Consider the following 26,870-nt stretch of genomic DNA (forward strand, 5'->3'; position numbering starts at 1 on the left):
GCGAGGAGAGGCTGCGCCGTTAGTCGTTGGCGGCGGCCCGTTGTTTCTGCGGCATCTCGCTCACCTTGGCCGAGAGCCACGCATCGAGCTTGTCGAGCGCCGGACTGGTGACCACCGGAGGCGGTGCGGGCACTCCGATGCCGATTGCCACAAAGCCTTTGTGGATCTCGAAAAGCAGATCGCTCGTGATCCGCTGCGACATCTCGACATCCTCGATGAAGCACATAAGCTCAAGCTTCATATTGGCCTCGCCAATCGACGCAAACACGACCTGCGGAGAGGGGATCGACAAAATATGATCGTGGTCTTTCGCGGCTCCGATCAGGATGTCGCGAATCTGTTCGGGGTCGACCGCGATACCAACCGTGAATGGAATTCTGATCCGGCCAACATGGTCGTTCCGCAACCAGTTCTTGACGACGCCGCTCACCAGATTGGCGTTCGGAACGATCACGGTCGCGCGATCGAAGGTCTCGATCTCGGTCGACCGCACGTTGATGCGCCGCACATAGCCTTGCTCGTCCCCCACCACCACCCAATCGCCGACGCGGATCGCCCGCTCCCACAGGAGGATCAGGCCGGACACGAAATTGTTCACGATCGACTGCAAGCCGAAACCGATACCGACCGACAAGGCGCCGGCGACGATCGCGAGTCGCTCGACACTCAAACCGAGTTGGCTGAGCCCGAGCGAAACCGCCACCAGGAAGCCCAGATAGCCGAGGCTCGTCTTGATCGAATTCTGAAGCCCGGTGTCGAGCCGTGTGTGCGGCAGGAACTTGACCTCGAGCCAGCGTTGAACGGCGCGGGTGACGCCGATGCCGCCGAGAAACAGCACGATCGCGATGGCGATCGAGGATGGCGAGATCGTCACGTCGCCGATCGAAAAACCGAAGAAAGCGGCCTGGACGGTCGACAGCATGTCGCCCGATTCGATCCGCCATGGCGCGAGAGCCAGCAGGATCGCGATCGTGATCAGCACGACCCGAATAGCGCCGCTCAACAAGATGCCGATCAGATCGAGCGAATCGCGCCGCAAGCCGAGCGTCTGCGTCATGGCGCGCCCAAGCCGATGGTTGGGCAGGAACCCGGTCTCGATCCCCTCGTCGGTCAGCGTCAGTAACATGTAGAGCAAGATGCCGATCGCTGTGACGACCGCTATCTGCAGGACCAGAAAGGCCGCAAAAGCGATGAACCCGGTCAGCAGTGCCGAGACCAGAATGGCAATTAAAAGCCAGAACAGCAGGCGCAGCGGATTGGACCAATCGCGTCCGGCCGTCTTCGCCCGCGGCGCCTTATCGGACGCATCGCTTGGCCCGAGCCCAAGCCGCTCCAAGGTCAGCAGGATCATGCCGGTCGCTGCGGCGGTCAGAAGCCCGCGCGACGCGATGGCGGTCGGGAGGCCGACCGAGATCGTGTCGTTGAGGGCTTCGACAAAACGCGTCAGAGCCACGATCGAACTGACGGCGATGACGAGATTGTAGAGGCGGATGGCGCCGTTGTCGCTGATCGGCGGAAGGCGCCAGTTGGGACGGCGTGGCGACAGGAAACCTCGCGCGAGACCCACATTGATGGCGACGATCAGCACGGCGCGAACGAAGGCCGATGCGATTCCTTGCAGCCGCGTGTTCAGGAGATCAAAGCCGATCAGCAAAGCCCCGATCAACATCAGAGCCATGATCGGGACGACGGCGGTCACGAACGCTACCCAGAGCGCCGCCGAAACCTTCCGCAGGCGTGAGGGGCCGACCGTATCGGTGTGACGCGCCGACACGCGTCGTCCAATCCGCTGGGCCGGTTCGTAAGCCGCCGCGATCAAGATCAAAAGGGCAATCACCACGGCGAGTTGCCAAGGCTCGATCTTTGCGGCGACGCCGGCATACCAATCCTGAGCCAGAAACCCGATCGCGCGGGCATCGGACGGCAATTCCGAGACGACCGGAATCCACAATCGTGGATCGAGCAAGCTGTAGGATTGGGCCAGCACCGACCGCGTGAACAGGCCACGGCGGAGCGAACTCACCGTCGTTTCGAGCTGCGTGCTTTGGACGATCAGAACTTTGGCGCGTTTCAGGGTCGCGTCGAGGTCGTTGTAGAGCTTTTCCTGCGCGACCCGGTCGGCCGTAATGTCCGGCGACTCGGGCGCCGCTTTGGCGTCAGGCTTGGGACCAAGCTGAGCCAAGCGCGCTTTGGCGGCTTCGGCGCGCGGGGTCAATTCCGTCACGACCGCTTGAAGATCCGTCGCGACGGGGTCGATATCGTTTCGCAGCTTTTGCAACGCGGCATCGGACACATTGCTGCGCGTCAGCGCCGCTTCGATCTGGTCGAGCGTATTCTTGGCCGTGTCGAGACGCGCGATGGGTGTTGCGGCCGGCGCCGACCCTTCCTGAGCCGACGCGACGAACCCCGAAACGAGGCACGCCAGGAGCGACAGGACGAGCAGAAGGGAGGAACGTTGCAAGGCACATCCATGATTGAGACGCGCGGCTTGCGCCACGATGACGCGACACGCGGAAGAGACCCTCCGCTTAAAGCCTGCTCAATCGGGCGATCTTGCGACCGTTCACCCTTTTGGCGCAACCGAAACGACCAGCGCTTCGACACTGGGCAGAATGTTTTGAACCAGAACGGCGACGCCCGCCTCGTTGGGATGGAGGCCATCGGCGAGCTTGAGTTGCGGGTTTTGTGCGACGCCGTTGAGGAAAAATGGGTAGAGCGGAACCCCATGTTGTTGCGCCAAGGCCGGATAGATGGCTTGAAACTCGTCGCCATATTGCTTCCCGAGGCTCGGGAGCGCCATCATTCCGGTGAGCAACACTTTTATTCCCCGCGCCTGCAGGCGGGTGATGATCGTGTCGAGCGTCTGCCTGGTCGTGGCCGCGCTGAGGCCGCGCAGCATGTTGTTGGCCCCGAGTTCCAGGATCACGGCATCGGTGCCATCGGGCACCGACCAATCGAGCCGCTGCAGGCCGCCTTCCGCCGTATCGCCCGACACGCCGGCATTGGCGACCGTCACGTCGAGGCCGCGCGCCTGCAGCGCTTTTTGCAGGACGGCTGGAAAAGCCGCATCGGCCGGCAGCATGTATCCCGCCGAGAGGCTATCGCCGAGCGCCACCACCTGCACGGGCCGTCTCGCCGCCTCCGCGGTCGAGGGGTGCGCGGCAGCCACACCAGAAACGAGGAGCACGACAAACGCGCGCAGCGCCTGACATATCGCCAAGGCTCCCCCATATGGGACACGAGCCGATCGGACGGCTACGCTCCCGCACGGGATCGCGGGGCGAGAGGATGCGGCAGGACAGAATGGCATGATGGCGGACCCGGTCGTTGAACTCGATGACGTCCATGTAAGTCTCGGACGCGGAGCCGCCAGGGTTCATATCCTCAAGGGCGTGAGCCTCAGCATCCCGCGCGGCCAAGCCGTGGGCCTCACCGGCCCGTCCGGTTCGGGCAAATCCACGCTGCTGATGGTGCTGGCGGGGCTGGAACGTGCCCAATCCGGCACCGTGACGATCGACGGCACCGTTCTCAACCGCATGGACGAGGATGCATTGGCGCGGTTTCGCGGCGCGCGGATCGGCATCGTGTTCCAATCGTTCCACCTGATCCCGACCATGACGGCGCTCGAAAACGTCGCCGTGCCGCTCGAACTCGCCGGCGATCCCAAAGCCTTCGACAAGGCACGCGCCGAACTCGCGTCGGTGGGGCTCGGCGAGAGGTTCTCGCATTATCCGGCGCAACTCTCCGGCGGCGAGCAGCAGCGTGTCGCATTGGCGCGAGCCCTCGCGCCAAACCCCTCCATCATCGTAGCGGACGAGCCGACCGGCAATCTCGACGATGCGACAGGACAGTCGATCATCGACCTGATGTTCGCGACCCGCCGCGATCGCAATGCCACGTTGATCCTCGTGACCCACGACACCGACCTTGCGGCGCGCTGCGATCGCTCGATCCGCCTGCGTTCGGGGCTGATCGAGCCTCAGGTGACCCAGTCGGTAGATGCGGCGACACGCGTTGCGGCTCAATGACGGCCGCCTCGCTGCCCCGCGAAACGCCTGGTCGGACCGGGTCGTCGCTCGCGACGGTTCTCCGGCTTGCTGTCCGTGACCTGCGCGGCGGACTGAGCGGGTTCTGGATTTTTCTCGCCTGTATCGCGTTGGGCGTGACCGCCATCACGGGGGTCGGCTCGGTCGCCGACGGCCTGGCGGAGGGGCTTGCTGTTCAGGGTCGTACGATCCTCGGTGGAGACGCCTCCTTCTCCCGGGTCGGAGCATTGTTGAGCCCGGAGGAGGCCGCTCTGGTCTCCGCTCGTGGTCGAACCTCGACGATCGGCGAAGTGCGCGCCATGGCGCGGCGGGCCGACGGCAATGCCACGCTCATCGACATCAAGGCGGCAGACGCGAGCTACCCGCTCGTCGGATCCGTGACGCTCGACCCACCCCAACCCCTTGCGGCCGCGCTCGACAAAGGCGCGGACGGCCTCTTCGGGATAGCGGCGGACGCCACGATCGCGGCGCGGCTCGAGAGCAAGATCGGCGACATTCTCGATATCGGCACCGGCCGTTTCGTGCTGCGCGCCACCTTGCGCCAGGAGCCGGATAAGCTTGCGGGCGGCATCGCACTCGGCCCACGCGTGCTCATGTCGGCCGATGGCCTGCGGGCCGCTGGCCTGTCGGGTCTCGGCTCGCTCGTGCGCTGGACCACACGCGTGGAACTCGCCAAGGCCGATGCGGCCCCGGTCGGCGACGCGGATCTCACGCGGTTCGTCGACACCGCCAAGGCGGCTTTTCCGCAAGCCGGATGGGACATTCGCACCCGCCGCAACGTCTCGCCGGAATTCGACCGCAACCTTGGGCGGTTCACCCAGTTTCTGACGCTCGTCGGTCTCACCTCTCTGGTGATCGGCGGCGTCGGCGTCGCCAATGCGGTGCGAGCCACGGTCGAGCGTAAGCGCGCCAGTCTCGCGATCCTGAAATCGCTCGGCGCGCCCGGCGGGCTCGTCTTCGCCATTAGTTTGTCGCAGGTGCTGGCAGTCGCGGCTGTTGGCATTCTAGCCGGTCTAGCGGCGGGCGCTGCGCTGCCTTTCGTGATTCTGGCCCTGTTTGGGCAATATATCCCGTTCCCGCTCGACCCGTCCGTCTATCCTCGCGAGTTGCTGCAGGGCGCGCTCTATGGCTTCCTCACCACCCTGGCATTTTCGCTCGGCGCCCTCGGCCGCGCGCATGACATTCCGGTTTCGGCTCTGTTCCGCGATCAAATCGACCCTGACCAGACGCGCCTTCGACGCCGCTATCAGATCTATGTCGGCCTCGCTGTCGCGGCGTTGATCGGAACGGTATTTCTCTTCACGCCCGACTGGCGGCTGTCGGCCATCTACATGGGGGCCACGCTGGTGGCGTTCGGCTTGCTACGGCTCGTCGCTTTGGCCCTGATGCGGCTCGCACGGGCCCTGCCCCATGCGGGCCGGATGGAAACCCGGCTGGCGCTCGGCAACATCCATCGGCCCGGCGCGCTCACGCCCTCCGTCGTGCTGTCGCTCGGCCTTGGGCTTGCGCTTCTCGTCACGCTGACGCTGATCGACGTGAATATTCGCCGACAGATCGCCGATGCGGGTACCGGTGACGTGCCGAGCTTCTTCTTCGCCGACATACCGAGCGACCAGCAGGACGCGTTCAAGCAATTCGTGACGACCCATGCGCCGGGCGTCAGCGTCGCAGCCGTGCCGATGATGCGCGGCCGCATCGTGGCGCTGCAGGGCGTCCCGGTGGCGCAGATCAAGCCAAAGCCGGGATCCGCCTTCGCGCTCGAAGGCGATCGCGGCGTCACCACCTCGGATGTCGTGCCGGATGGCTCGACCCTGACATCCGGCGCATGGTGGCCGGTCGGCTATAGCGGGCCGCCGCTCGTGTCCTTCGACAAGGGCCTGGCGGAGGGCCTCGGGATCGGACTCGGCGACACGATCAGCGTCAATGTGCTCGGGCGCACCGTCACGGCCAAGATCGCCAGTCTCCGCCAAATCGAATGGGAAAAGCTCGGCATCAACTTCTTCATGGTGTTCTCGCCCAATACATTCGCGGGGGCGCCGCATTCGGATCTCGCGACCGCGACATTCGCCAAGGGCGGCGGCGACGCGCCGGAAGTCGCCTTGCTGAAAGCCGTGGCTGGGGCTTACCCGACCGTGACGGCGATCCGTGTGAAAGACGTGCTGCAGACGCTCGATCATCTCGTCGGCCAACTCGCCTTGGCGATCCGGGGTGCGTCCGGTGTCGCGATCGTGGCCTCGATCCTGGTATTGGCGGGCGCCCTGGCGGCCGGCCGCCGCGCACGCGTCTACGATGCCGTGGTGCTGAAGGTTCTCGGCGCGACGCGGCGCCGGCTTCTGGCGTCGTTGCTGATCGAATATGCGATCCTTGGCGGCGCGACGGCACTGTTCGGCATCTTGGCCGGCGGCGGGGCGGCTTACTTTATCGTGACGCGCGTCATGGATTTCGGCTTCACCTTCGCGTGGGGTCCAGCCATCGGCGCGGCGCTTTCGGCCCTAGTGCTGACGGTGGTGCTGGGTCTTGCCGGCACATGGCGCATTCTTGGCGAAAAGCCGGCTTCGTTCCTCCGCGCAAGCTGACGACGCGGGCTCCTTCCAAACGCAGCCTGACGTGTTATGCGATGGGCCGCACCGCATCATCGAGGAGCCTAGCATGACGACCCCGCCCCGCCCCGTGATGCTGGTGATCCTCGATGGGCTCGGTCTGCGGAGCGATCGGGACGACAATGCGGTGTTACAGGCCCGCACGCCGACGCTCGACCGGCTTCGCGCCGGCGGACCGTCGGCCACATTGCGGACCGATGGTTTGAACGTCGGCCTGCCTGAGGGGCAGATGGGCAATTCCGAAGTCGGGCATCTCAACATCGGGGCCGGCCGCGTCGTGATGCAGGAGCTGCCGCGCATCACCCTGGCGGCGCAGGACGGGTCTTTGGCCCGGATCCCGACCCTCCGAAATTTCATCACACGTCTGCAGCAGACCGGCGGTCGCTGCCATCTCGTCGGTCTCGTGTCGAACGGCGGCGTTCACTCGCACCAAACCCATGCCGTGGCGTTGGCCGAGATCCTTACCCAAGCCGGGATCGGTGTCGACGTCCACGCCTTCACGGACGGACGCGACACCCCGCCCCGCTCCGGCGCGCACTATCTCGCGGCACTCGAAGCCGCCCTACCAAGCGGCGCTCGGATCGCGACGGTCTGCGGACGCTTCTATGCGATGGATCGCGATAAGAGGTGGGAGCGGGTCGTCCAGGCCTATGATCTTTTGGTCGACGCCAAGGGGGCTCATGCGGCCGAAGCCGGCTCCGCCATCGCGGCAAGCCACGCGGCTGGATCAGGCGACGAATTCGTCCCCGCGACCGTGATCGGCGATTATGCGGGCATGCGCGATGGCGACGGTCTGCTGTCGTTCAACTTTCGCGCCGATCGCGTCCGCGAGTTGCTGGCCGCACTCCTCGATCCGGCTTTCGTCGGGTTTCCGCGCCCAAGGCAGGTGCGGCTTGCGGCGGCGGTCGGTGTCACATCCTACGGCACCGAACTCGACAAGCATGTGGAAACGCTGTTTCCGCCACAGAACCTCGACAACGTTCTTGGCGCCGCGGTCGCCAAACTCGGCAAGACTCAGCTTCGCATGGCCGAGAGCGAAAAATATCCGCATGTGACCTATTTCTTGAACGGCGGCGAGGAGACGCCTTATCCGGGCGAGGAACGCATTCTGGTGCCGTCTCCCAAAGTGGCGACCTATGATCTTCAGCCCGAGATGTCAGCGCCCGAACTGACCCAGAAAGCGGTCGACGCGATCGACGGCGGGCGTTTCGATCTCATCGTCCTGAATTTCGCCAATCCCGACATGGTCGGCCACACGGGGGATCTCGCCGCAACCGTCAAAGCGGTCGAAACCGTCGACACGGGCCTCGGCCGGATTGCCGATGCCGTAGCGCGGGCCGGCGGCGCCTTGCTGGTTATCGCCGATCATGGCAATTGCGAAGTGATGCGCGATCCGGTGACGGGGCAGCCGCATACAGCGCATACGACAAATCCAGTGCCGATAATCCTCTCGGCCGGCAATGGACTCTCCATCACCGACGGCAAACTGGCCGATGTGGCCCCGACCTTGCTCGACCTGATGGGCGTCGCTCAGCCGGCCGAAATGACCGGTCGATCGCTCATCACGCGTATTTAGGCCGTTTTCGGCGGTCAAATCCCGGCAAACCGACTGTGATGTCTTCCAAAGCGCACGATATTGGAGTAGCAGGCAGTCGCGGCGTCGAGCCTGCGGCGAACGATCGCCGCCCGCTTTCCCATCGACCAGCACGCTAATCCAGGGACAATCTTGGCCAAGTTCAAAGACACCAATTTCACCGATCGCCAGCAGACGGCAGCTCAAGCCAAGCAGGCGCTGCTCGAAAAATTCCGTACGAAGCCGGCTGACGACGATCCAGAAGTCATCGCGCAGCGGGAAGCGCGCCGCGCGGTTGTCGAAGCGCGCGAGGCGCGTCAGGCCGCCAAGGAAGCCGAGCGCGTCGAGCGCGAACGCATTGCCGCCGAGGAACGAGCCGCGATGGAGGCTCTCGAGGCCGAGGAACGCGCCGCGCGCGTGTTGGCCGAAGAAGCCGAGCGTCTTGCCGAAGAGCAGGCGCGCGAAGCCACCAAGGCAGCCGAGGAAACAGCTCGTCTCGAACGCGCCGCCCGGATTATCGCCGACGAGGTATCCCGCAAGGCCCAGCGCGATGCGAAATATGCCGCCCGCAAGGCACGCGTGAAGTAAGGTTGGCTGACACCGGCGGGTTCGTCGACAACGAACCCGCTGTCATCGGCTCCGGCAGGCGTTAGGCGAAGATCTGCGGGTCGACGTTTCCGCCACAGAGCAAGACACCCACGCGCTCGTCTTGATCCGGCTGATACACGCCGGCCTGCAAGGCCGCCCAAGCGGCCGCCCCGCCGGCCTCGGTGGCGATCCGCCATTCGTCCCAAAGAGACTGACGTGCCACGATGATCTGCTCGTCGGACACGAGCGCGATGTGGTCGACATAGAGCTTGGCGATCGCAAGATTGAGATCGCCGGTGCGCTTGGCCCCAAGCGAATCCGCCGCGACCGATTGCACGGTCACATCAACGGGATGCCCTGCCTGCATCGCGGCATGCAGCGCGCATGACCCGGCGGGCTCGACGCCGACGACTTTGACGCGCCCCGCGAACCAGGCCGCGATCCCGGCGATCAATCCGCCACCGCCCACCGCGATCAACACCGTATCGAGCGGCCGGAGCCGCAGGCGATCGAGATCCTCCTCCCATTCCGGAGCGATTGTCCCCTGCCCGGCCACTGTCTCGGCGGCGTCGAAGGCATGGATCTGCTTCGCGCCGGACGATGCGGCGTGCGCTTCGCAGAGCGCCAAGGCGTCGGCATAGCGGTCACCCTCGACGAGCACCTCGGCGCCATAGTGCCGGATCCGCGAAATCTTCACCGGCGACGCCATCGTGGGCACGAAAATCCGCGCCGGCACGCCGAGGCTCTGGGCCGCGCAGGCCACGGCAGCGCCGTGATTGCCGCCCGAGGCAGCGGTCACCCCGGCCTTCGGCACCGTCCCCGATAGGATCGCGTTAAAGGCGCCGCGCGCCTTGAAACTGCCGGTGCGCTGGAGCGATTCGAGCTTGAGCGAGATCGGCGGCCTTCCGTCCTGGCCCGCGATCTCGAACAGCGGCGTTCGTCGGAGGTGAGGCGCGATCCGTGCCCGAGCGGCCCGAATATCGTCGTGGTTCAGCATCACTTATTCCGCGTTAGACGTTGACGTTGGTGTTCCATCGGCGCTTTGGCACGTCATGGCAACTTCACCTGAAAGCCGACACTCATGACGATCCGTCTGCGTCGCAGTGCGCTCTATGTTCCCGGATCGAACCCGCGTGCCATCGCGAAAGCCGCCACGCTCGACGCCGATGTGATCATTCTCGATCTCGAGGATGCCGTCTTGCCCGACGAGAAGGTGCGGGCTCGCCAAGCGGTCGAGACCGCCGTGCGGGCGCGGGCCTTCGGGTCGCGCGAGGTCGTGGTTCGCCTCAACCACGCCACCACCCGGTGGGGCGTGGACGATCTCAAGATCATCGCAGCGGCGGCGCCATCCGCAATTCTTCTGCCGAAAGTCGAAACCAGCCTCGATATCCTGAACATCGCCCGCCGCCTCGGCAACATGGGTGCGGCCAAGGATGTCCGGCTTTGGGCGATGGTCGAAACACCGGCTGCCGTCACAGAGATCGATGCCCTGGCAAGCCTTGCTGGCGATCCGGCATCCCGGCTCGATGTCTTGGTGATGGGCCTGAACGACCTCGCGCGCGAGACCCGCGTCCGGTTTGTGCCGGGCCGGGCGCCGATGCAGGCGTGGCTTTCCGCTTGCGTTCTCGCGGCACGGCGCCACAGCCTCGCGATCATCGACGGCGTGTGCAACGACCTCGACGATCCCAGCGGTCTGCGCGCCGAATGCGTCCAGGCGCGAGACTTCGGGTTCGACGGCAAGAGCTTGCTCCACCCCGGGCAAATCGGCATCTGCAACGCTGCTTTTTCACCGACCGACGCCGATCTTTCGGAGGCTATGGCGATCGTCCGCGCCTTTGACGATCCCGCCAATGCGGGCCGCGGCACGTTGCGGGTCGGCGGCCGAATGGTGGAGGTGCTGCATGCCGAGATGGCACGGGCGACCCTCGCGACGGCGGCCGCGATCACGGCCCGGAACCAAATCGAGACGCCCAACGTCAGGAGCGGGCTTTGACCCCGTGTCGCTTATCGCGGTAGAGAACACGGGCGAATGAATGCGATTTGGGGAGGATGAGCGCATGGCGGATGAAGAGGTTCGGGTCCCCCCGGAACCGCGCCCGTTCGGCCAGGCGATGCCCAACCGCGGGAAGCCGCGTGATGCGGCCGTGATCGAGGGAACGGCCGAAGAACTCTTGCCGGCCGACGTGCGGGCGACCGACATCACGGCGAACGAGATCAAGCCCGAGCAGGATGAGACGCTCCAACACGTCGAACCCGCCGCTCCGACTGACGACATGCTGCGCGATGCCGCCGAACCCCCGACTGAGCCCGCTCGCTCCGGCGCGTTCGGCTCGGTTCCGCCGACCGGCACAGCTTCCGGCACCGAAAGGGTGTCGACGTCACCCATGGTAGAGCCCGCGACACCGCGCCGCTCCCGCATGCCCCTCTTGCTGTCGCTCCTCGGCCTCGTCTTGATTCTGATGCTCGGGGCGTTGCTATACCGTCTCTACGATCCAGCGCCCGACGACAACGTCGCGGCTTTGACAACCGAAATGAGTGGCTTGAAGCAGCGTATCGCGGCGCTCGAGGCCCGTCCGACTGCCGTGTCGGCCGCGCCGAACTTGGCGCCGCTGCAGGACCGCCTCAGCGCGATCGAGGGGACGGTCGCGCTGCTGAAGACCGATCTGGCCGACACGCAATCCGCACGAGACGCGTCGAAGACTGCCGCGCCGGCCGAAACAGCCGCCGTTGCGGCTCCCTCAGTCGATCTCGGCCCGATCCAATCAAAGCTGGCCGACCTTGGCCAGTCCATCACGGCCCTCCAAGGCACCGTTGCGGCGCTGCCCAAGGTCGATTTCGGGCCGATCGACGCGAAAGTGGCCGATTTTGGCCAGACCGTGGCGTCGCTGCAAGGCGCAGTCGCTGCCCTGCCCCATGTCGATCTGGCGCCGCTGAGCCGCGACATCGCGGCCCTTAATCAACGCGTGACGCCGCTCGAAGCGGCGCTATCGGCCCCGAAGTCGGACGCGCGAGCGACCGAAGCGCGCCAGGAGGGGAGCGCGGCTGAAACGCGCGCAGCTCCCATCGCGGTGACGGCCCAGGTGATTGAAGGCGCGTTGCATGACGGCCGTTCGTTCATGCCAGAAGTGACGGCTTTGAAAGCGCTTGGGGTTGCCGAGAGCAATCTCGCGCCGTTGACGGCGGCGGCCGATAAGGGCGCCGCGACCGACGCGATGCTGATCACCATGTTCGGGCAGGTTCGCGACAAGATGCTGGGCGCGGGGGCGCCGAAGCCGACCGGCAATGTGCTCGACCGGATGTTGGCCAGCGCGCAAGGCTTGGTCAAGGTTCGCCCAGCCGGAGAGACGGCCGGGAACGATCCTGATGCGGTCGTGTCCCGCATCGACGCCGATCTCAACCGGGCCGACCTGAGCGGGGCGCTGGGCGAATGGCAGAAACTGCCGGACGATGGCAAGGCTGCATCGCAGTCCTGGGCGGATCGATTGAAGGCTCGTGTCGACGCGCAGGACGCCGCCCGCGCGATCGTGGCGAGTGCGGTCACGGCGTTCGGATCGACGAAATGAGCCGATTGCCGGCGCGCTCCCTCAAGACGAGACCGCACACCAGCAAGGTTGGACCCCGATGATCCGTGCGCTTGTCTTCTTCGTCGTCGTGGCCGTGCTGGCCCTCGGTGCGACCTGGCTCGCCGACCATCCCGGCACCGTGCTGGTGACCTGGGGCGGCCAGGATTACCAGTTTTCAACTCTCGTCGGCCTGCTGGCGGTGCTGGTGCTCGCGGTGGTTCTGATGATCGCGTGGGCGATCATTCGATTCGTCTTCAATGTGCCTGCTGTCTTGTCGGTCGCCAGCCGCACCCGGCGTCGCAATCGCGGCCTCAAGGCCCTCTCGCGCGGCATGGTCGCGGTGGGCTCGGGCGATGCCGCTGCGGCCAAGCGTCATGCCGCCGAGGCGGGGCGGTTCATGCAAGGCGATCCCATGACGTTGTTGCTGAAGGCGCAAGCCGCGCAGCTTGCGGGGGATCGCGATGCGGCGCAGGCGATCTTCACGCAGATGCTCGACACGAGCGAGACCCGCGCGCTCGGCTTGCGCGGCCTGCATATGGAGGCCCATCGCAAAGGCAACCACCATGCGGCCTATATGTTCGCGTCCGAGGCCCAAAAAGTGGCGTCGCTCCCCTGGGCTGGACAGGCCGTGCTGCAACATCGCGCCGCTCAACGCGATTGGGCAGGCGCGCTCGCAGCCGTGGAACGTAACGCGGGAGGCGGCCTGATCGACCGGCCGACTGCCAACCGTCAACGCGCCGTCCTGCAGACCGCTATCGCTCAGGACTGTGCCGAGAGGAGCCCGGACGAGGCCATCCGGCTCGCGCGCGAGGCTCTTCGCGTGGCCCCGACGTTGGTTCCGGCCGCCGCTTTGGCTGGACGTTTGCTGGCCAGCAGGGGCGACCTTCGGCGTGCCGCGAAAATTATCGAAACCGCCTTTGCGGAAACGCCGCATCCGGACCTCGCCGCCGCCTACATCAATGCGCGCGTCGGCGATTCGGCTCTGGATCGACTGGGTCGTGCCGAGACGCTGGCCAAACGCGCCGCGGGTCAGCCGGAGAGCCGTTTGATCGTCGCGCGGGCGGCGTTGGAGGCGCGCGAGTTCGACAAGGCGCGACAGATTATGGCGCCGCTCATCAACGGCGAGGAGGGCAGTCGTCCGACGGCCCGGACCTGTCTGATGATGGCCGATATCGAGGAAGCGGAACATGGCGAAACCGGCGCCTTGTTCGAGTGGCTGCAGCGCGCCGCCCGCGCCCCACATGATCCGGCCTGGATCGCCGATGGCATTATTTCGGACACATGGTCTCCCGTCTCGCCCGCGTCGGGCAGGATCGATGCCTTTGTATGGGAAACCCCGAACGAGCAATTGAGCGCGCCCGAGCAACGCCGCATGGCGCTCCCGCATGATCAGCAGAATGGCCCCGGCACGCCACCCGAAGCGGATGGTCCTGCGCGCTCGATCGAGCAGTCGAGTTCTGCCGCACCGAGTGGCGACAGCACTACGCCGATCCCAGAACGTCCGATCGCTGGTGAATTGCCCCCGCAGGTGCTTCCCACCGGCCCCGTCGAAGCCGCTTATTTGCCGCCTCCTGTGAAGCGCCAAGGCTATCGCTCTGTCGTGTTTCCGCTCGCTGGTGCTCCCGACGATCCCGGACCCACGCGGAGCCGGTATGGAGCCAGCGGCCCGCGTGACGGTCTCGATTTCAATTGAGCCAAAATCGCTCCATCAGGGTTTGATTTTGTCGTGATGGTCGGTTAGACGAAGGGATGGCCGCTCGAGCCGACCGTCGCTGAAGCGACAGTCGTCGGACGACCGAGGACGTGAGCGGGCGTGGTGGAACTGGTAGACGCGCCGGACTCAAAATCCGGTTCCGAAAGGATTGTCGGTTCGATTCCGACCGCCCGCACCACGTTTCTCGTCTGATAGTCCGGTTCTCCCCGCCACTCCTCTTCGAGGCCTGTGATTGTCGATGGCTTGCAGACCTTCAACACGTCGGGTTCAACACGTCGGGATGAAGCCATGAGCACGATCGAATCTGCCATCGACATCAACGCCGATGCATCTGCGGTCTGGGCCGTGCTGACGGACTTTCCGCGTTATAAGGACTGGAACCCGTTTCTAACCGCGGTGGACGGCGTCGCGACAGTCGGCGACATTGTGACGGTTCACATCAAGGTCCTCGCCGCTCCGTCGGTACCGGTCCGGGCCGAGATCGTCACGGTGAGGCCCGAGGTTGAGCTGATGTGGCGGAGCCATTTTATCGCGACGGGCCTCTTCGATCGCGATCACGTGATGCGGATTGCGCGGACCGAGGGTGGCTGCACAGTCACGCAGGTCCAGACGTTTGGTGGTCCGTTTGCCGCCTTTGCGAGTCTTGTGACCGAGCAGGCCGTGAAAAGCGGCTTGAGCGACATGAATAAAGCGCTGAAGGTCCGCGTCGAAGCGGGCGTTTAATCGCTACTGAAGGATTTCCCACCGCACGCTGACGGTCGCCCGCAGTGTGAGAGCGCCGGGCTCGACTGGAATTGGGGGCGCGGGAGCCGCCATGATGGTCGAGCGCGCCATTTTCGAGGCCATCATCGGGGTATCGGCCGAGGTGTTGCCCGGTACGATCTCGAGAACCCGCCCCAGTCGCAGCCCGAGCGCACCGACGTAGATTTGCGCTTGCCGCATCGCGTCCCGCGTCGCATCCGCCTTCAAATCGTCGAGCTGCTTGGCCTGCTGGCTCGACGTATAGGCGATCCCCTCGATCGAATTTGCGCCTTTGTCGACCAGATGCGACACGATCGCGCCGGCTCGCGCCGCTGGTTTGACCGTGATGCTGAGATCGGTCGAGGCGCGAAACGAGCGCGGTGCGCGTGAGGTCGATCTCGCCGGCGCGACGTCGTCAGGGTAAATCGGGGTCAATGCGATTGACGTCGTAGTCACGTCTTTCGCATCGATTCCTTCGGCCGTGATCTGGTCGACGATGGCTTGCGCGGCCTTGGCGACATCGCTCGTCGCGGCTGTCGCGCTCGGCCGATCACTGACGACACCGAGCGACACGGTCGCGGTATCCGGCGTCACCTCGGCGGTGGCCTGCCCCTCTGTCGTGATGAATGGCGCGGGTGTGGGTCCGACCTGCTGCGCCTCGACCGGTGCGGCCGACAAGACCACCGCCACGGCACAGCCGCTCAACAGAATTCGTCCGATCATCAAGACCCCCGCGACTATGAAGCGATTGTTGCCGTTCGGACGAGACCGAACCGGCGCGCAAGGGCGGCCGGGGCCGCCCTCCACGATCAAGCCGCGCTGGCTTGCTTCGGGGTGATGAGTTTGCGGTTCACCAGCACCTCGGCGATCTGCACGGCATTCAGAGCCGCGCCTTTCCGCAAGTTGTCGGAGACGCACCAGAGCGACAAACCATTCTCGACCGTCGGGTCTTCGCGGATGCGCGAGATATATGTCGCATCCTCGCCGGCCGCCTCGTGCGGGGTCATGTAGCCGCCGGGCTCGTGCTTGTCGATCACGAGGCATCCCGGTGCTTCGCGCAAAATGTCCCGCGCCTCTTCGGCCGAGATCGGGTTCTCGAACTCAATGTTAATGGCCTCCGAATGCCCGATGAACACCGGCACGCGGACACAGGTGGCGCTCAACTTGATCTTCGGATCGAGGATCTTTTTGGTCTCGACCATCATCTTCCACTCCTCCTTGGTCGAGCCGTCTTCCATGAAGACGTCGATTTGCGGAATGACGTTGAAGGCGATGCGCTTCGGGAACTTCCTGGTTTCGAGAGCATCCGACACGAAGACGGCGCGAGTCTGCGCGAAGAGTTCGTCCATCGCTTCCTTGCCGGCGCCAGAAACGGACTGGTAGGTGGCGACGACGACGCGCTTGATCTTGGCCTTGTCGTGCAAGGGCTTGAGCGCCACGACGAGTTGCGCGGTCGAGCAATTCGGGTTGGCGATGATGTTGAGCTTGCTGAACCCCTTGATGGCGTCGGCATTCACCTCCGGCACGATCAATGGGACATCGGCATGCATCCGCCACGCGGAGGAATTGTCGATGACCACACACCCTTGCTGGCCGATTTTCTGCGACCAGGCCTTGGAGATTTCACCACCGGCGGACATCAGGCAAATGTCGGTCTTGGAGAAATCGAAATTGTCCAGCACCTTGCATTTCAGGGTCTTGTCGCCGAACGACACCTCTGTTCCGAGCGAACGGCTGGACGCGAGCGCCACGACCTCGCTGATCGGAAAGGCCCGTTCGGCCAAGATGTCGAGAATTTCGCGTCCGACATTGCCGGTGGCGCCGACGACGGCGACCCTAAAACTCATTGGTTCGATCCTTAAAGGCTGTTGCGCCACGATGACGCCGGCTGATCCATAGGCGAGAGCACAGGCGCAAGCAACGATGGCGCCCGTGAGGCGCACCCCGTCGGAAGAGATATCGTCACGGCGCAGCATGGATTAAAGAAGGGTCGGCGACACTCAGGGACGACCGATGACACTCCTGTTCCGCATGATCTTAGCCGGGCCTCTGCTTCTGCTCTGCCCCATCACGGCTGGAGCGGCGGAGCGCAGCCCGCTCAAGGCCTCGGCGATCCTGCCGCTTGAGGATTGTGCCGGATTTGGCATCGTGATCCCTGGGAGTTCGACCTGCCTGCGTTTCTCAGGCGACGTTCGAGCCGAGACGATCGTGCGTCCTCACACCGCGCCATCGAAACTCACAGGACGGGATCTGACCCATAGCCGCGTTGAGGGCCGGATCAATCTCGACGCCCGCGCGCCGACGGAGTTCGGTCCGATCCGAGCCTATGCGTCGGTCCGGGTCCCGCATTCGAGCGCGCCCGATCTCGTGGCGCACTGACGCGACGGGTGGCGCCATCGATCCTGTGCGCCGTCCCAAGCGCAGCGAACGGAGTTTCGCGTGTTGGGGGCCTTGGCTCCGCCGTCATCGACGAGGCTACGGGTTTGATGCGGCGAAGGGCGCCAGCACGTCTTCGGCACGCGTCCAGGCCCTCGTGCCGTAACGATCATTGTCGAGGGACGCGAGCTTGCCGCGACCGCTCGACATGTCGCGCATATATTGCATCCCCTGCCAGACCGGGAATGGCGTGTCGGTTTTCGGGGTGAGCGTCCGGGCTATCGTGATCACCGCGCTCAGTCGCCCGATGCCGCCGGCACGAAACAGCTTGTAGGGATCACCGGTCAGCCGCCGCATCGTGATCGCAAGATCGCGCGCGCTCACGACAGCTCCGGCGATGCGGAGAAAGCGGGGCGCGGCGGCATCCAATGCTGCATCCGCCGTGTATGCGGCGACATCGTCCTTCGCCGTAAAGTCGAGAGCTTGGTCTGCATCGCCCCAGTAGAGGATGCGACGGATTTTAGGCAGAACGATCGGGGCCTCACCCGTCAGCAAATCCGCGAAGGCGCCGTTCAAGATCGAGGTCGCGTGGATCGGCGACGCATCGATACGCGCCATGAAGGCGCGTCGCAGGTCCATGTTGCGATTGTCACCGGGACGCGTCCGGGTGAAGTCGAGCGAGAAATCGGACGGGATGAAGCGCGGCACGCCCGCCGCGACGGCTGCATCGAGCAAACGGCCCTGCAGGCCAAGGATGGTCGGCTCGAGCCCATTCAGGGACGAGACGACGCAAGCCGCGCCCGTGAGTGCGATTTTTAGCGCCGCAGCATTTGCGAAATCGACCTCGACAGGCGTCGCGCCCGTGGCGCGGAGTCGGGCTTGTTTCTCGCCCGAGGTGCCGACCCGGATCAGCGCCTGGACCACCACGCCCTTCCGACTTAAAGCGGCTGCGATCCGATGACCCAAGTCGCCTGTCGCGCCGACAAGAGCAACAGTCTGAGCAGTATCGCTCATGATACCGATTTCCCTCTCAAATTAAAACTGAACGACATCGTTCAGTTTTATTCTGGCGCTTGATGGCGTATGTGATCCGGCGATGCAAGCGGAAAATACCTCCTCAGAAGAAACCAAGACCACCAAGCGGCGCCGAGGTGGCCGACCCTCCGTCGAGCAGGTTGGCGAGGTGGATCGACGGATCTTGGATGCCGCCCATCGTCTTTTTCTGCGTCTCGGATTCGAGGCGACAAGTTGCGAGCAGATCGCGGTCGAGGCCGGTGCCGGCAAGGCCAGCATCTATGCGCGCTATGCCAACAAGGAAGAGGTGTTCGCCGCTGTCGTGCGTCGCAATGTCGAGGGCTCACTGGCGCCGTCGGGCGAGGTTCCGCTCGATCTTCCTCTGCACGCACGCTTACGTGCGGTGGGACATAGCATCCTGACCCATGCGCTTCGCCCCGAAATCGTGGCCTTCATGCGGGTCGTCATGACGACGGCCTATCGTCTTCCCGACCTCACGGTCTTGACGGACCGGATCGGACGGGATCGCGGCGTTCGTCGGATCGCCGAAGCGATCGTGGGTGATGCGTCGCGGGAGGCCGACGCTCTCGAAGCCGCGATGCCGGTCGCGGCGAAATTCATCGAGATCACCTTCGTGCCGCACCAGATGCGTGCGCTCGTCGGCGATGATCCGGGGACGTTGGAGGCGGATGCGCTCCGCCGGGTCGATGAGGCGATCCATCTTTTGTCGAAGGGCGGCTGGCTCGATCGGTGGGAATCGCCAGCGTGATCGAGCGATAACAAAAAAGCCGCCCCTGATGGGACGGCTTCAATCGGCAGGTCGAACAGACGTTTACTTCGGCTGCGCGTTTTGCTGCTGCTTCTTCTTGTTGGCGTTGTGGTGGCCAACCGCGCAACCGGCGGCCGCGCCAACTCCGCCATGACCGACCATGTGACCGGCCACGCCGCCGACGATGGCACCCGTGATGCAGCCGGCCTGAGCCGTCGCAGCCGAACCGAGGAGACAGAGGGCCGCCGCCGACATGATGATGAAACGCATGGTGCTTCCTTTCAGTGCGGACGACAGAGGATCGTCTGCCGGCCGTTCTGATCATCAACGCGGCGCAACCAAAACCGTTCAACTCCGGCTGGGCCGTCGCAACGGTTAGACGAAAGCCAGACGCATCATGTTGGTGGCACCCGGCGAGCCGAATGGAACGCCTGCCACGATAACGATGCGCTCGCCCTTCGAGGCAAAGCCCTCGTCGACCGACGCCGTGCAGGCCCGCAAGGCCATGTCGTCGACATCCCGCGCATCATCGGTCACCAGCGCATGCACGCCCCAGACGATCGATAAGCCGCGAGCGGCGTCGATGTTCGGGGTGAGCGCGAGGATCGGGATGCTGGGTCGTTCGCGCGCGATGCGAAGCCCGGTCACGCCCGATGACGTCCAGGCCACGATCGCCTTGAGGTCAAGAGTTTCGGCAGCCGTCCGAGTCGAATAGGCGATCGCATCGGCTCCGGTCGCCTCAGGCGGGGTACGCTGCGCCGAGATGATGGTCTGATAGAGGGGATCGCATTCGACCTCCTCGGCAATCCGGTTCATCGTCGCGACCGCTTCGATCGGGAATTGCCCCGAGGCGCTTTCGGCCGACAGCATGATCGCATCGGCGCCCTCGAACACGGCCTGCGCCACGTCCGACACTTCGGCGCGGGTCGGCACCGGGGACGAGATCATCGATTCCAGCATCTGGGTCGCGACCACCACGGGCTTGCCGAGGCGGCGCGCCATGCGGGTGATGCGCTTTTGAAGACCAGGCACCTTCTCGAGCGGCATTTCGACGCCGAGATCGCCGCGCGCCACCATGAGAGCATCCGACGCTTCGATGATCTCGTCGAGGCGTGCGATCGCCTGCGGCTTCTCAATCTTGGCCAGCACCAGGGCACGGCCGCGCGCGATCTTCTTGACCTCCGCCACATCGTCGGCCCGCTGCACGAACGACACGGCGATCCAATCGACCCCCTCGTTCAGAGCTGCGTCGAGGTCGGAGCGGTCTTTTGGGGTCATGGCCGACACCGGGATTTCCGTATCGGGCAGGCTGACGCCCTTCCGGTTCGAGATCCGACCCGCCACATCGACCACCGCGACCGAGCGCTCGGGCGTCGACTCGGTGATGTGCAGCTTGATCTTGCCGTCATCGATCAACATGACATGGCCGGGGCGTAGCGCCCGCAGGATCTCGGGATGCGGCAGGTGAACGCGATCGATGTCGCCGGGCGTGGGATCGCTGTCGAGCACGAAGGTCGCGCCCTTCACAAGCTCGACCCCGCCGTCCTTGAACTGGCCGACGCGAAGCTTGGGGCCTTGAAGATCGACCAGGATCCCGATCGGGCGGCCGAAATCGGCTTCCAGCGAGCGAATCATTCGAATGCGATCGCGCATCGCATCATGGGTCGAATGGCTCATGTTGATGCGGAAGATGTCGGCGCCGGCTTCGAACAGTTTGGCCAACATGGCCCGATCGGACGATGCAGGACCCAATGTCGCCAGGATCTTCACACGGCGGTGGCGTCTCATACTCGGCCTCTTGATTGGAGCAGGATCGACCCGGCCCATGGTGCCCGGTCTTGCGATGATCGGCTCGGTTGTCGGCGCGTCCCGTTGGCCGCGCTTGTTAGGGTTTAGGCGCCCCGGGATTGACCGGGTCGGTTAGTTGCACGGTCCAGTTCTTGGAATCCTTGCCGGTATCGACCTCGAAGAAGCCAGTCCGATCGAAACCGCGCACGAAGCAATCCTGGCGGCCTTCGATCCGGAACTCGTGGTCGCGCGTGCACATGAAGGCTTTACCCTTCCACTCGCCGCCACCCTCGTCCATGCCATACACGTAGTAATATTCAGCCGCCAGGGGACCCCGCAAAAGCGTCTCGCAGACGTTGGCTTTCAGGTTCCACCAACCCTCGGTCAGCCATGCTTGCCCGTCCGTGTAGGCGAGCGCGATCGAGACACGGCTCGATGTGTTGTTACAGAGGCGAAAGTCCGCATGAGCGGCGACAGGGCATCCGAACGCAAGCGCGCCCGCGAGAGCCAGAAGGTGAAAGCGATTCATGGGGCTCGTCTTATTTGATTTCTGCGTCTTTGAACACGCGATCCTGGTCGACAACATGGCGAAGCGACGAACCGCCAGAGGTTTCGGTTGCGGTTGGTGTGCGTGGACGCGCGATCCAGATCCCGAGAACGATGAAGGCGCCCCCAATCGCCTGCACGCTGGTCACCGCTTCACCCAGCACCGCCCAGGCGAACAGGGCCGCCACAATGGCTTCGAGAAAAATCACCAACGACGAAAAAACCGGTGGCAATTGCCCGAGCGCGATCGACAGCAAGCCTTGGCCACCCGCATGGCTGATCCAGGCGATCGCCAACAGCGACGCCCAGCCGCTTGCGTGTTTGGGGAGGAAATCATGGTCGAGCACCAGCGCCGCGACGAACAGGATCGCGACCGCGATGAGACTGAGTTCAAAGGTGACGCGTGCGGCGCTCGACGTGCGGCGGGCCGCACCGACCGCAAGAAAGTAAAGGCCGAACAGCACGCCGGTGATGACGCCGTAGGCATCACCCGGCAGACGCGACAGATCGACCTGCATGCTCTGGATCACGAGCGCGGCGCCCCCAACGAGGCAGAGACCCAGCCCCATCATGACCGCCGAGGTCACACGTTGACGGAACAACAGCCAACCAAAAACGACGACCCAGACCGGGGCCGCCGTCGCGAAGAACGTCGCATTGGCGATCGTCGTATGGGCGATGGAGAGGTGCCAAAAGAAGAGATCGGCGCCAAAGATGACGCCGGCCAGGACCGTGGCGCGCGGAAAGGACACGGGTTTGGGTGCCCCGACCGGTCGGTTGCGCTCGGACAGCGTCATCCAGGTCCAGAGCAGCGGCATCGCGAGGCCGATGCGCCAGAACGCGCTGGTGAATGGCCCGACCTCCGCCAACCTCACGAAGATCGGCGAAATGCCCATCGCAAGCGCTCCAAGCAGCAAGGCCGCGACGGACGCGGCACGACCGGAACGGATCGACAGGGAACGCATGAACGGCCTTGCGGGCAAAGGGACGATGGCGGGAGAACGACGCGGCGGCGAGAGGTCTCTATGGCAGATCGGCGAGGGCGTGACTATTGTGAGCTGGTCCTGTCCCGCCGTGGCAGAGATCAGACGTCGGTCACAACAAGGTCTTTCGATTGATGCGTCATGCCTACCCCGACGTTCCGGTCGTTGCGATCGACGGCCGTCTCGATGGCGGTCTGCTGTTGCTCTGTGACCATGCGTCCAACGCGCTGCCGACCCGCTACGGCGATCTCGGCCTGCCCGCCGGCGAGTTCGAGCGGCACATCGCCTATGATATCGGGGCCGCGGAGGCGACGCGCCGCATGGCCGCGTTACTCGACGCGCCGGCCCTGCTCGCAACCTATTCGCGGCTGCTGATCGACCCCAATCGCGGGGCCGAGGATCCCACGCTCGTCATGCGCTTGTCGGACGGTGCGATCGTGCCGGGCAATGCACGGATCGATGCGGCCGAAATCGAGCATCGCCGCCGCACCTATTGGCAACCCTACCGCGACCAGATCGATCAGACGCTCGACCGCATGATGGCGACCGGCATCGTTCCGGCGATCGTATCGATGCACTCCTTCACCCCGAGCCTGAAGGGACACGCCCGCCCCTGGCACATCGGGCTGCTGTGGGATGCCGATCCCCGCCTGACCAAGCCCCTCCTCGACGCGCTGGCTCGTGAGCCGGATCTGCAACCCGCGTCCGACCGGGTCGGCGACAACGAGCCCTACGACGGGGCACTGCCCGGCGACACGATCGACACCCATGCGACTCGACGCGGTCTCGCCAATGTATTGATCGAGGTGCGGCAAGATCTCATCGCGACGCCGCAGACCGCCGCAGCCTGGGGCGAACGACTGGCGCGCCTTCTCGGCCCGATCCTGGCCGCGGCGCCTCTTCATGTCGTGTCCCACCATCCAAGTCGGGCCGGTCAACCGCCCCGGCCCGTCCCGCATGCTGACCTGCCCGCCCGCGCCTAGAGGAGACCTCGCCATGACGATGGATGATACGACCCGCACCGAACTCGAAGCCGCCGCTTTCCGCCGCCTTACCGCCCTGCTGCAGAGCCGGACCGACGTTCAGAACATCGACCTCATGACCCTCGCAGGATTCTGTCGCAACTGCCTGTCGAATTGGATCGAGGATGCGGCACGCGAGCGGGGACTGTCGGTCAGCAAGGCCGAGGCGCGCGAACACGTCTACGGAATGCCCTACGAGCAATGGAAGACGCTGCATCAGACAGAAGCGACGCCCGAGCAAGCGACACGCTTCGCACAGGCGGCCCATACGCCCGACATCCCACGGCCGCGTACCCCCGACGCGGTCGATCCCGCGTCCCGGAAAGCGGATTGCTGAACAATCGTCCTCGGTCGAGCGAGTTTACGCTTCCGGTACATGACGCTCGATGTCGTCGAGCCAGACTCGCGCATTGCCGTCCGATGGTGCGCGCCAGTCGCCCCGCGGCGACAGTGAGCCGCCCGCCACGACCTTTGGGCCGTTCGGCATCGCCGAGCGCTTGAATTGGCTAAAGCCGAAAAAGCGCTGCACGAACACCTTCAGCCAAGCACGAATCTCGGGCAGGTCGTAGGCGCGGCGCAAATCCTCCGGAAATCCCGGCGGCCACCCGCCATTTTCCACCCGCTCCCAGGCCCGCAAGGCCAGAAACGCGATCTTGGATGGTCGGAAGCCGTAGCGCAGCGTGTAGAACAGGTTGAAATCCTGCAACGCATAGGGACCGATCTTGGCCTCCGTGCTTTGCATCGCTCCGCCCGCTTCGACCGGGATCAGTTCGGGCGATATCTCGGTCCCGAGGATCTCGTCCAGAGTCTGCTTGACCTCGTCGTCGAATTGCCCCGACGCACCGACCCAGCGAATGAGATGCTGGATCAGGGTCTTCGGCACACCCGCATTGACGTTATAGTGGGACATCTGGTCCCCCACGCCATAGGTGCACCAGCCGAGCGCTAATTCGGACATGTCGCCCGTCCCCATCACGATCCCATCGTGGAAGTTCGCCAGGCGAAACAGATAGTCGGTTCGCAGTCCCGCCTGCACATTCTCGAATGTGACATCAAAGACGGGCTCTCCGCGCGAAAACGGATGGCCGAGATCGGCCAGCATCTGGTTCGAGGCGGGTTTGATATCGAGTTCATGCGCCGTGACGCCGAGCGCCACCATGAGACGGTGGGCGTTGGTTTTGGTCGCGTCGCCCGTGCCGAAGCCCGGCATCGTATAGGCCAGGATATCGGTGCGCGGAAAACCGAGAAGGTCGAAGGCCCGAGCCGCCACGATCAGCGCCTGGGTCGAGTCGAGGCCCCCCGAAACGCCGATGACGATCCGCTTGACCCCGATGGCGCGGAGGCGCTGGCGCAGGCCCGACACTTGAATGTTATAGGCTTCATAGCAGTCCAGGGCGAGCCGCGCCCCATCCGACGGCACGAACGGAAACCGCTCGATCGGCCGCTTGAAGCCGATGTCGCCTTTGGGCGGTTCGAGCCGGAAGGTGACGCGCCGGAAGCTGTCGGGCCAGACGGCCTCACCCCGCGCATTGTCGTCGAACGTGCCCTGGCGGGCGCGCTCCTGTCGCAAGAGATCGAGATCGACGTCGGCGGCGGCGAATTGAGCGCCGGCCGGGAAGCGATCCGTCTCGGCCAGGACGGCGCCGTTCTCGTAGATGGAGGTCTGCCCGTCCCAGGCGAGATCGGTGGTCGACTCGCCTGATCCACCTGCGGCATAGACGTAGGCCGCGAGGCAGCTGGCCGATTGCGCCTTGCACAGGAGATGGCGGGTTTCCGCCTTCCCGATCGTGATGTTGCTCGCCGATAGGTTGAACAGCACGGTCGCGCCCGCCAGCGCGCCGGACGAGCTCGGCGGCGTCGGCACCCAGAGATCCTCGCAGATCTCGACGTGGATCGACAGGCCCGGCACGTCCTCGGCCACGAACAGAAGATCGGGACCGAACAGCGCCTCATGCGGGCCGATGCGGATCAGACCGCCTTCCAGGCCTCGGCCGGAGGCGAAGTGACGGTGCTCGTAGAATTCGCGGTAATTCGGCAGATGGACTTTCGGCACCACGCCCAGAATGCGACCGCGGTGGATGGCGATCGCGCAGTTGTATAGGCGGTTTACGTGCCGCAAGGGGGCGCCGACCAAAAGAACCGGCAGCATCGCCCGCGATGCATCGATAATCCGGGACAGCGCCGCCTCGACGCCATCCAGCAGCGCGTCCTGCAGCAGCAGGTCGTCGATCGCATAGCCCGAGAGGCTTAATTCGGGGAACAAGGCGACCGCGACACCACGATCGTGACACTGACGTGCGACGTCGAGAATGGATGTGGCATTGCGATCGGGATCGGCGAGGGCGGTGTCGATCGTGCAGGCCGCGACCCGCACGAAACCGTGAGCGTAAATGGAGCGAAAGGTCATGCTCCGCTTTTAGCGGAAAAGCGGCGCATGGGCCAGTCGAGCGAAGGTTTAGGACTTGAGATGCGGTCCGATCAGCGACAGATCGGCGGGGCCGAGACGGTCGTTGGCGGTCTGCGCCTGATGCCAATAGGGATAGGCAAGGGGCATCTGGCTGACGGCGTCGAGACGACCACGCTCCTCCTCCGACAGCTTGAGGTCGGCGGCGCGTAGATTGCTCTTCAACTGCTGGTCGGTCCGTGCCCCGACGATGACGGTGCTGACGCCGGGGCGGCCGAGCAGCCACGCGAGCGCAACTTCAGCGCCGGACACGCTTCGCTTCTCTGCGATGTCGACCACGACATCCACGATATCGTAGAGCTTGCCTTCGTCATGGACCGGCGGTTCGCTCCACTCGTTCAGCTTGCGGCCTTCGGGCTGCGGCTGACCACGCCGATACTTGCCGGACAACAGACCACCTGCGAGCGGACTCCAGACCATGATGCCAAGGCCCTGATCGAGGGTGATCGGGATCAGCTCCTGTTCGGCCTCACGCGCCTGGAGCGTGTAATGGATCTGCTGGCTGATGAAGCGCGGAAGCTTGTCGCGCGCCGCGATCGCGAGCCCCTTCATCAGATGCCAGCCCGAGTAGTTCGACGCGCCGACGTAACGAACCTTGCCCGAGCGGACCAGCATGTCGAGCGCCTCGAGCGTCTCTTCAAGCGGTGTCAGCCCGTCCCACTCATGCAGTTGGTAGAGGTCGATCCGGTCGGTGCGAAGCCGCTTCAGGCTGGCCTCGCAGGCATTGACGAGATGGTAGCGCGACAGACCACGCTGATTCACGCCATCGCCCATCGGAAACCGCGCCTTGGTGGCGATCAGCAGATCGTCGCGCTTGCCGGCCACGACTTCGCCGACGATGTCCTCGGAGGCCCCCCGCGAATAGACATCCGCCGTATCGATCAGGTTGATGCCGGCTTCGACGCACATGTCGATCTGCCGCTTTGCCCCGGCTGTATCGGTCGACCCGACCTTGCCGAATTCGCCCTGACCGCCGAACGTCATGGTGCCCATGGTCAGCACCGAGACCTTCAAGCCCGAATGCCCAAGTTGCCTATAGTCCATTCTTCACGCCCTCGTTTGCTCCCCACCGGATCGCGGCAT

The 26,870-nt window shown here is 64.7% G+C and carries 23 protein-coding genes, 1 tRNA gene and 1 pseudogene; 13 read left to right on the plus strand and 12 right to left on the minus strand.

Features of this window, described 5'->3' with window-relative positions; all coding sequences use genetic code 11:
• Nucleotides 1–19: 19 nt before the first annotated feature.
• Nucleotides 20–2,461 (minus strand): DUF3772 domain-containing protein, encoded by a 2,442-nt coding sequence (locus tag LGH83_RS09845; protein ID WP_227401636.1) that lies wholly within the window; start codon nucleotides 2,459–2,461, stop codon nucleotides 20–22.
• 102 nt (nucleotides 2,462–2,563) lie between these two features.
• Nucleotides 2,564–3,202, minus strand: a complete 639-nt coding sequence (locus LGH83_RS09850; protein ID WP_413771150.1) for an arylesterase — start codon at nucleotides 3,200–3,202, stop codon at nucleotides 2,564–2,566.
• Between the two features lie 109 nt (nucleotides 3,203–3,311).
• Between LGH83_RS09850 and LGH83_RS09855 the strand changes: the two genes are divergently transcribed.
• From LGH83_RS09855 to LGH83_RS09870, 4 genes are all read left to right on the plus strand, one after another.
• Entirely contained in the window at nucleotides 3,312–4,028 is a 717-nt protein-coding gene (locus LGH83_RS09855; RefSeq protein ID WP_413771151.1) for an ABC transporter ATP-binding protein, read from the plus strand.
• Nucleotides 4,025–6,622, plus strand: coding sequence for an ABC transporter permease (locus LGH83_RS09860; RefSeq protein WP_227401639.1), 2,598 nt, complete (start codon nucleotides 4,025–4,027; stop codon nucleotides 6,620–6,622). The genes LGH83_RS09855 and LGH83_RS09860 overlap by 4 nt, the downstream gene beginning before the upstream one ends.
• Nucleotides 6,623–6,695: 73 nt before the next feature.
• A complete protein-coding gene (gene gpmI, locus LGH83_RS09865) occupies nucleotides 6,696–8,222 on the plus strand; it encodes a 2,3-bisphosphoglycerate-independent phosphoglycerate mutase (RefSeq protein WP_227401640.1) in 1,527 nt (508 codons plus the stop codon).
• A 150-nt stretch (nucleotides 8,223–8,372) separates the two neighbouring features.
• A complete protein-coding gene (locus LGH83_RS09870) occupies nucleotides 8,373–8,807 on the plus strand; it encodes a DUF6481 family protein (protein ID WP_227401641.1) in 435 nt (144 codons plus the stop codon).
• Nucleotides 8,808–8,868: 61 nt separating this feature from the next.
• On the opposite strand, the gene LGH83_RS09875 is transcribed toward LGH83_RS09870, so the two are convergent.
• Nucleotides 8,869–9,804, minus strand: coding sequence for a threonine/serine dehydratase (locus LGH83_RS09875; RefSeq protein WP_227401642.1), 936 nt, complete (start codon nucleotides 9,802–9,804; stop codon nucleotides 8,869–8,871).
• Nucleotides 9,805–9,888: 84 nt separating this feature from the next.
• Between LGH83_RS09875 and LGH83_RS09880 the strand changes: the two genes are divergently transcribed.
• The 5 genes from LGH83_RS09880 (at nucleotide 9,889) to LGH83_RS09900 (ending at nucleotide 14,807) form a co-directional block, all read left to right on the plus strand.
• Nucleotides 9,889–10,800: an HpcH/HpaI aldolase/citrate lyase family protein gene (locus tag LGH83_RS09880; RefSeq protein ID WP_227401643.1), complete on the plus strand. Its 912-nt coding sequence runs from the start codon at nucleotides 9,889–9,891 to the stop codon at nucleotides 10,798–10,800.
• Between the two features lie 64 nt (nucleotides 10,801–10,864).
• Nucleotides 10,865–12,370 carry a COG4223 family protein gene (locus LGH83_RS09885; RefSeq protein WP_227401644.1) on the plus strand — a complete coding sequence of 502 codons (1,506 nt, stop codon included), beginning with the start codon at nucleotides 10,865–10,867 and terminating at the stop codon, nucleotides 12,368–12,370.
• Nucleotides 12,371–12,428: 58 nt separating this feature from the next.
• Nucleotides 12,429–14,063: a heme biosynthesis protein HemY gene (locus LGH83_RS09890; RefSeq protein WP_227401645.1), complete on the plus strand. Its 1,635-nt coding sequence runs from the start codon at nucleotides 12,429–12,431 to the stop codon at nucleotides 14,061–14,063.
• A 114-nt stretch (nucleotides 14,064–14,177) separates the two neighbouring features.
• A tRNA-Leu gene (locus tag LGH83_RS09895) sits at nucleotides 14,178–14,262 on the plus strand.
• Nucleotides 14,263–14,372: 110 nt separating this feature from the next.
• Nucleotides 14,373–14,807, plus strand: a complete 435-nt coding sequence (locus LGH83_RS09900) for an SRPBCC domain-containing protein (RefSeq protein ID WP_227401646.1) — start codon at nucleotides 14,373–14,375, stop codon at nucleotides 14,805–14,807.
• Nucleotides 14,808–14,810: 3 nt separating this feature from the next.
• Here the strand turns inward: LGH83_RS09900 and LGH83_RS09905 are convergent, their stop codons facing one another.
• Nucleotides 14,811–15,548, minus strand: a complete 738-nt coding sequence (locus tag LGH83_RS09905) for an SIMPL domain-containing protein (protein ID WP_227401647.1) — start codon at nucleotides 15,546–15,548, stop codon at nucleotides 14,811–14,813.
• 86 nt (nucleotides 15,549–15,634) lie between these two features.
• Nucleotides 15,635–16,672, minus strand: coding sequence for an aspartate-semialdehyde dehydrogenase (locus LGH83_RS09910; protein WP_131113275.1), 1,038 nt, complete (start codon nucleotides 16,670–16,672; stop codon nucleotides 15,635–15,637).
• Nucleotides 16,673–16,838: 166 nt separating this feature from the next.
• Here LGH83_RS09910 and LGH83_RS09915 point away from each other — a divergent pair, with 166 nt between their 5' ends.
• Nucleotides 16,839–17,204, plus strand: coding sequence for a porin (locus tag LGH83_RS09915; RefSeq protein ID WP_227401648.1), 366 nt, complete (start codon nucleotides 16,839–16,841; stop codon nucleotides 17,202–17,204).
• 96 nt (nucleotides 17,205–17,300) lie between these two features.
• On the opposite strand, the gene LGH83_RS09920 is transcribed toward LGH83_RS09915, so the two are convergent.
• On the minus strand, nucleotides 17,301–18,215 hold the full coding sequence (locus tag LGH83_RS09920) for an NmrA family NAD(P)-binding protein (RefSeq protein ID WP_227401649.1): 915 nt from the start codon (nucleotides 18,213–18,215) through the stop codon (nucleotides 17,301–17,303).
• Between the two features lie 82 nt (nucleotides 18,216–18,297).
• Between LGH83_RS09920 and LGH83_RS09925 the strand changes: the two genes are divergently transcribed.
• Nucleotides 18,298–18,984 carry a TetR/AcrR family transcriptional regulator gene (locus tag LGH83_RS09925; protein WP_227401650.1) on the plus strand — a complete coding sequence of 229 codons (687 nt, stop codon included), beginning with the start codon at nucleotides 18,298–18,300 and terminating at the stop codon, nucleotides 18,982–18,984.
• A 63-nt stretch (nucleotides 18,985–19,047) separates the two neighbouring features.
• Here LGH83_RS09925 and LGH83_RS09930 read toward each other — a convergent pair whose 3' ends face one another.
• The 4 genes from LGH83_RS09930 to LGH83_RS09945 form a co-directional block, all read right to left on the minus strand.
• Entirely contained in the window at nucleotides 19,048–19,254 is a 207-nt protein-coding gene (locus LGH83_RS09930; protein ID WP_131113279.1) for a hypothetical protein, read from the minus strand.
• Nucleotides 19,255–19,359: 105 nt separating this feature from the next.
• Nucleotides 19,360–20,772 carry a pyruvate kinase gene (pyk, locus tag LGH83_RS09935; RefSeq protein WP_131113280.1) on the minus strand — a complete coding sequence of 471 codons (1,413 nt, stop codon included), beginning with the start codon at nucleotides 20,770–20,772 and terminating at the stop codon, nucleotides 19,360–19,362.
• 97 nt (nucleotides 20,773–20,869) lie between these two features.
• Nucleotides 20,870–21,301 carry a DUF1036 domain-containing protein gene (locus LGH83_RS09940; protein WP_131113281.1) on the minus strand — a complete coding sequence of 144 codons (432 nt, stop codon included), beginning with the start codon at nucleotides 21,299–21,301 and terminating at the stop codon, nucleotides 20,870–20,872.
• A 10-nt stretch (nucleotides 21,302–21,311) separates the two neighbouring features.
• The gene (locus tag LGH83_RS09945) at nucleotides 21,312–22,283 is read right to left on the minus strand and encodes a DMT family transporter (RefSeq protein WP_227401651.1); all 972 of its coding nucleotides are present in this window, start codon (nucleotides 22,281–22,283) and stop codon (nucleotides 21,312–21,314) included.
• Between the two features lie 152 nt (nucleotides 22,284–22,435).
• On the opposite strand from LGH83_RS09945, the gene LGH83_RS09950 reads away from it, so the two are divergent.
• The gene (locus LGH83_RS09950) at nucleotides 22,436–23,284 is read left to right on the plus strand and encodes an N-formylglutamate amidohydrolase (protein WP_227401652.1); all 849 of its coding nucleotides are present in this window, start codon (nucleotides 22,436–22,438) and stop codon (nucleotides 23,282–23,284) included.
• Between the two features lie 13 nt (nucleotides 23,285–23,297).
• Nucleotides 23,298–23,585 (plus strand): annotated as a pseudogene (locus tag LGH83_RS09955) (DUF1244 domain-containing protein); the annotation flags it as partial.
• A 99-nt stretch (nucleotides 23,586–23,684) separates the two neighbouring features.
• Here the strand turns inward: LGH83_RS09955 and LGH83_RS09960 are convergent.
• The gene (locus tag LGH83_RS09960; protein WP_227401653.1) at nucleotides 23,685–25,730 is read right to left on the minus strand and encodes an NAD(+) synthase; all 2,046 of its coding nucleotides are present in this window, start codon (nucleotides 25,728–25,730) and stop codon (nucleotides 23,685–23,687) included.
• 48 nt (nucleotides 25,731–25,778) lie between these two features.
• Nucleotides 25,779–26,831, minus strand: a complete 1,053-nt coding sequence (locus tag LGH83_RS09965) for an aldo/keto reductase (RefSeq protein ID WP_227401654.1) — start codon at nucleotides 26,829–26,831, stop codon at nucleotides 25,779–25,781.
• Nucleotides 26,832–26,870: the final 39 nt, after the last annotated feature.

It is taken from the genome of Lichenihabitans sp. PAMC28606 (genome assembly GCF_020616535.1).
In the GTDB taxonomy this organism is placed as follows: Bacteria; Pseudomonadota; Alphaproteobacteria; order Rhizobiales; family Beijerinckiaceae; genus Lichenihabitans; species Lichenihabitans psoromatis.

Bases quoted from the DNA above. Each gene is read 5' to 3' on its own strand.
- LGH83_RS09855 (WP_413771151.1), top strand. From the start codon at position 3,312: ATGGCGGACCCGGTCGTTGAACTCGATGACGTCCATGTAAGTCTCGGA.
- LGH83_RS09860 (WP_227401639.1), top strand. From the start codon at position 4,025: ATGACGGCCGCCTCGCTGCCCCGCGAAACGCCTGGTCGGACCGGGTCG.
- gpmI (WP_227401640.1), top strand. From the start codon at position 6,696: ATGACGACCCCGCCCCGCCCCGTGATGCTGGTGATCCTCGATGGGCTC.
- LGH83_RS09875 (WP_227401642.1), bottom strand. From the start codon at position 9,804: ATGCTGAACCACGACGATATTCGGGCCGCTCGGGCACGGATCGCGCCT.
- LGH83_RS09880 (WP_227401643.1), top strand. From the start codon at position 9,889: ATGACGATCCGTCTGCGTCGCAGTGCGCTCTATGTTCCCGGATCGAAC.
- LGH83_RS09885 (WP_227401644.1), top strand. From the start codon at position 10,865: ATGGCGGATGAAGAGGTTCGGGTCCCCCCGGAACCGCGCCCGTTCGGC.
- LGH83_RS09890 (WP_227401645.1), top strand. From the start codon at position 12,429: ATGATCCGTGCGCTTGTCTTCTTCGTCGTCGTGGCCGTGCTGGCCCTC.
- LGH83_RS09900 (WP_227401646.1), top strand. From the start codon at position 14,373: ATGAGCACGATCGAATCTGCCATCGACATCAACGCCGATGCATCTGCG.
- LGH83_RS09905 (WP_227401647.1), bottom strand. From the start codon at position 15,548: ATGATCGGACGAATTCTGTTGAGCGGCTGTGCCGTGGCGGTGGTCTTG.
- LGH83_RS09910 (WP_131113275.1), bottom strand. From the start codon at position 16,672: ATGAGTTTTAGGGTCGCCGTCGTCGGCGCCACCGGCAATGTCGGACGC.
- LGH83_RS09915 (WP_227401648.1), top strand. From the start codon at position 16,839: ATGACACTCCTGTTCCGCATGATCTTAGCCGGGCCTCTGCTTCTGCTC.
- LGH83_RS09920 (WP_227401649.1), bottom strand. From the start codon at position 18,215: ATGAGCGATACTGCTCAGACTGTTGCTCTTGTCGGCGCGACAGGCGAC.
- LGH83_RS09925 (WP_227401650.1), top strand. From the start codon at position 18,298: ATGCAAGCGGAAAATACCTCCTCAGAAGAAACCAAGACCACCAAGCGG.
- LGH83_RS09930 (WP_131113279.1), bottom strand. From the start codon at position 19,254: ATGCGTTTCATCATCATGTCGGCGGCGGCCCTCTGTCTCCTCGGTTCG.
- pyk (WP_131113280.1), bottom strand. From the start codon at position 20,772: ATGAGACGCCACCGCCGTGTGAAGATCCTGGCGACATTGGGTCCTGCA.
- LGH83_RS09940 (WP_131113281.1), bottom strand. From the start codon at position 21,301: ATGAATCGCTTTCACCTTCTGGCTCTCGCGGGCGCGCTTGCGTTCGGA.
- LGH83_RS09945 (WP_227401651.1), bottom strand. From the start codon at position 22,283: ATGCGTTCCCTGTCGATCCGTTCCGGTCGTGCCGCGTCCGTCGCGGCC.
- LGH83_RS09950 (WP_227401652.1), top strand. From the start codon at position 22,436: ATGCGTCATGCCTACCCCGACGTTCCGGTCGTTGCGATCGACGGCCGT.
- LGH83_RS09960 (WP_227401653.1), bottom strand. From the start codon at position 25,730: ATGACCTTTCGCTCCATTTACGCTCACGGTTTCGTGCGGGTCGCGGCC.
- LGH83_RS09965 (WP_227401654.1), bottom strand. From the start codon at position 26,831: ATGGACTATAGGCAACTTGGGCATTCGGGCTTGAAGGTCTCGGTGCTG.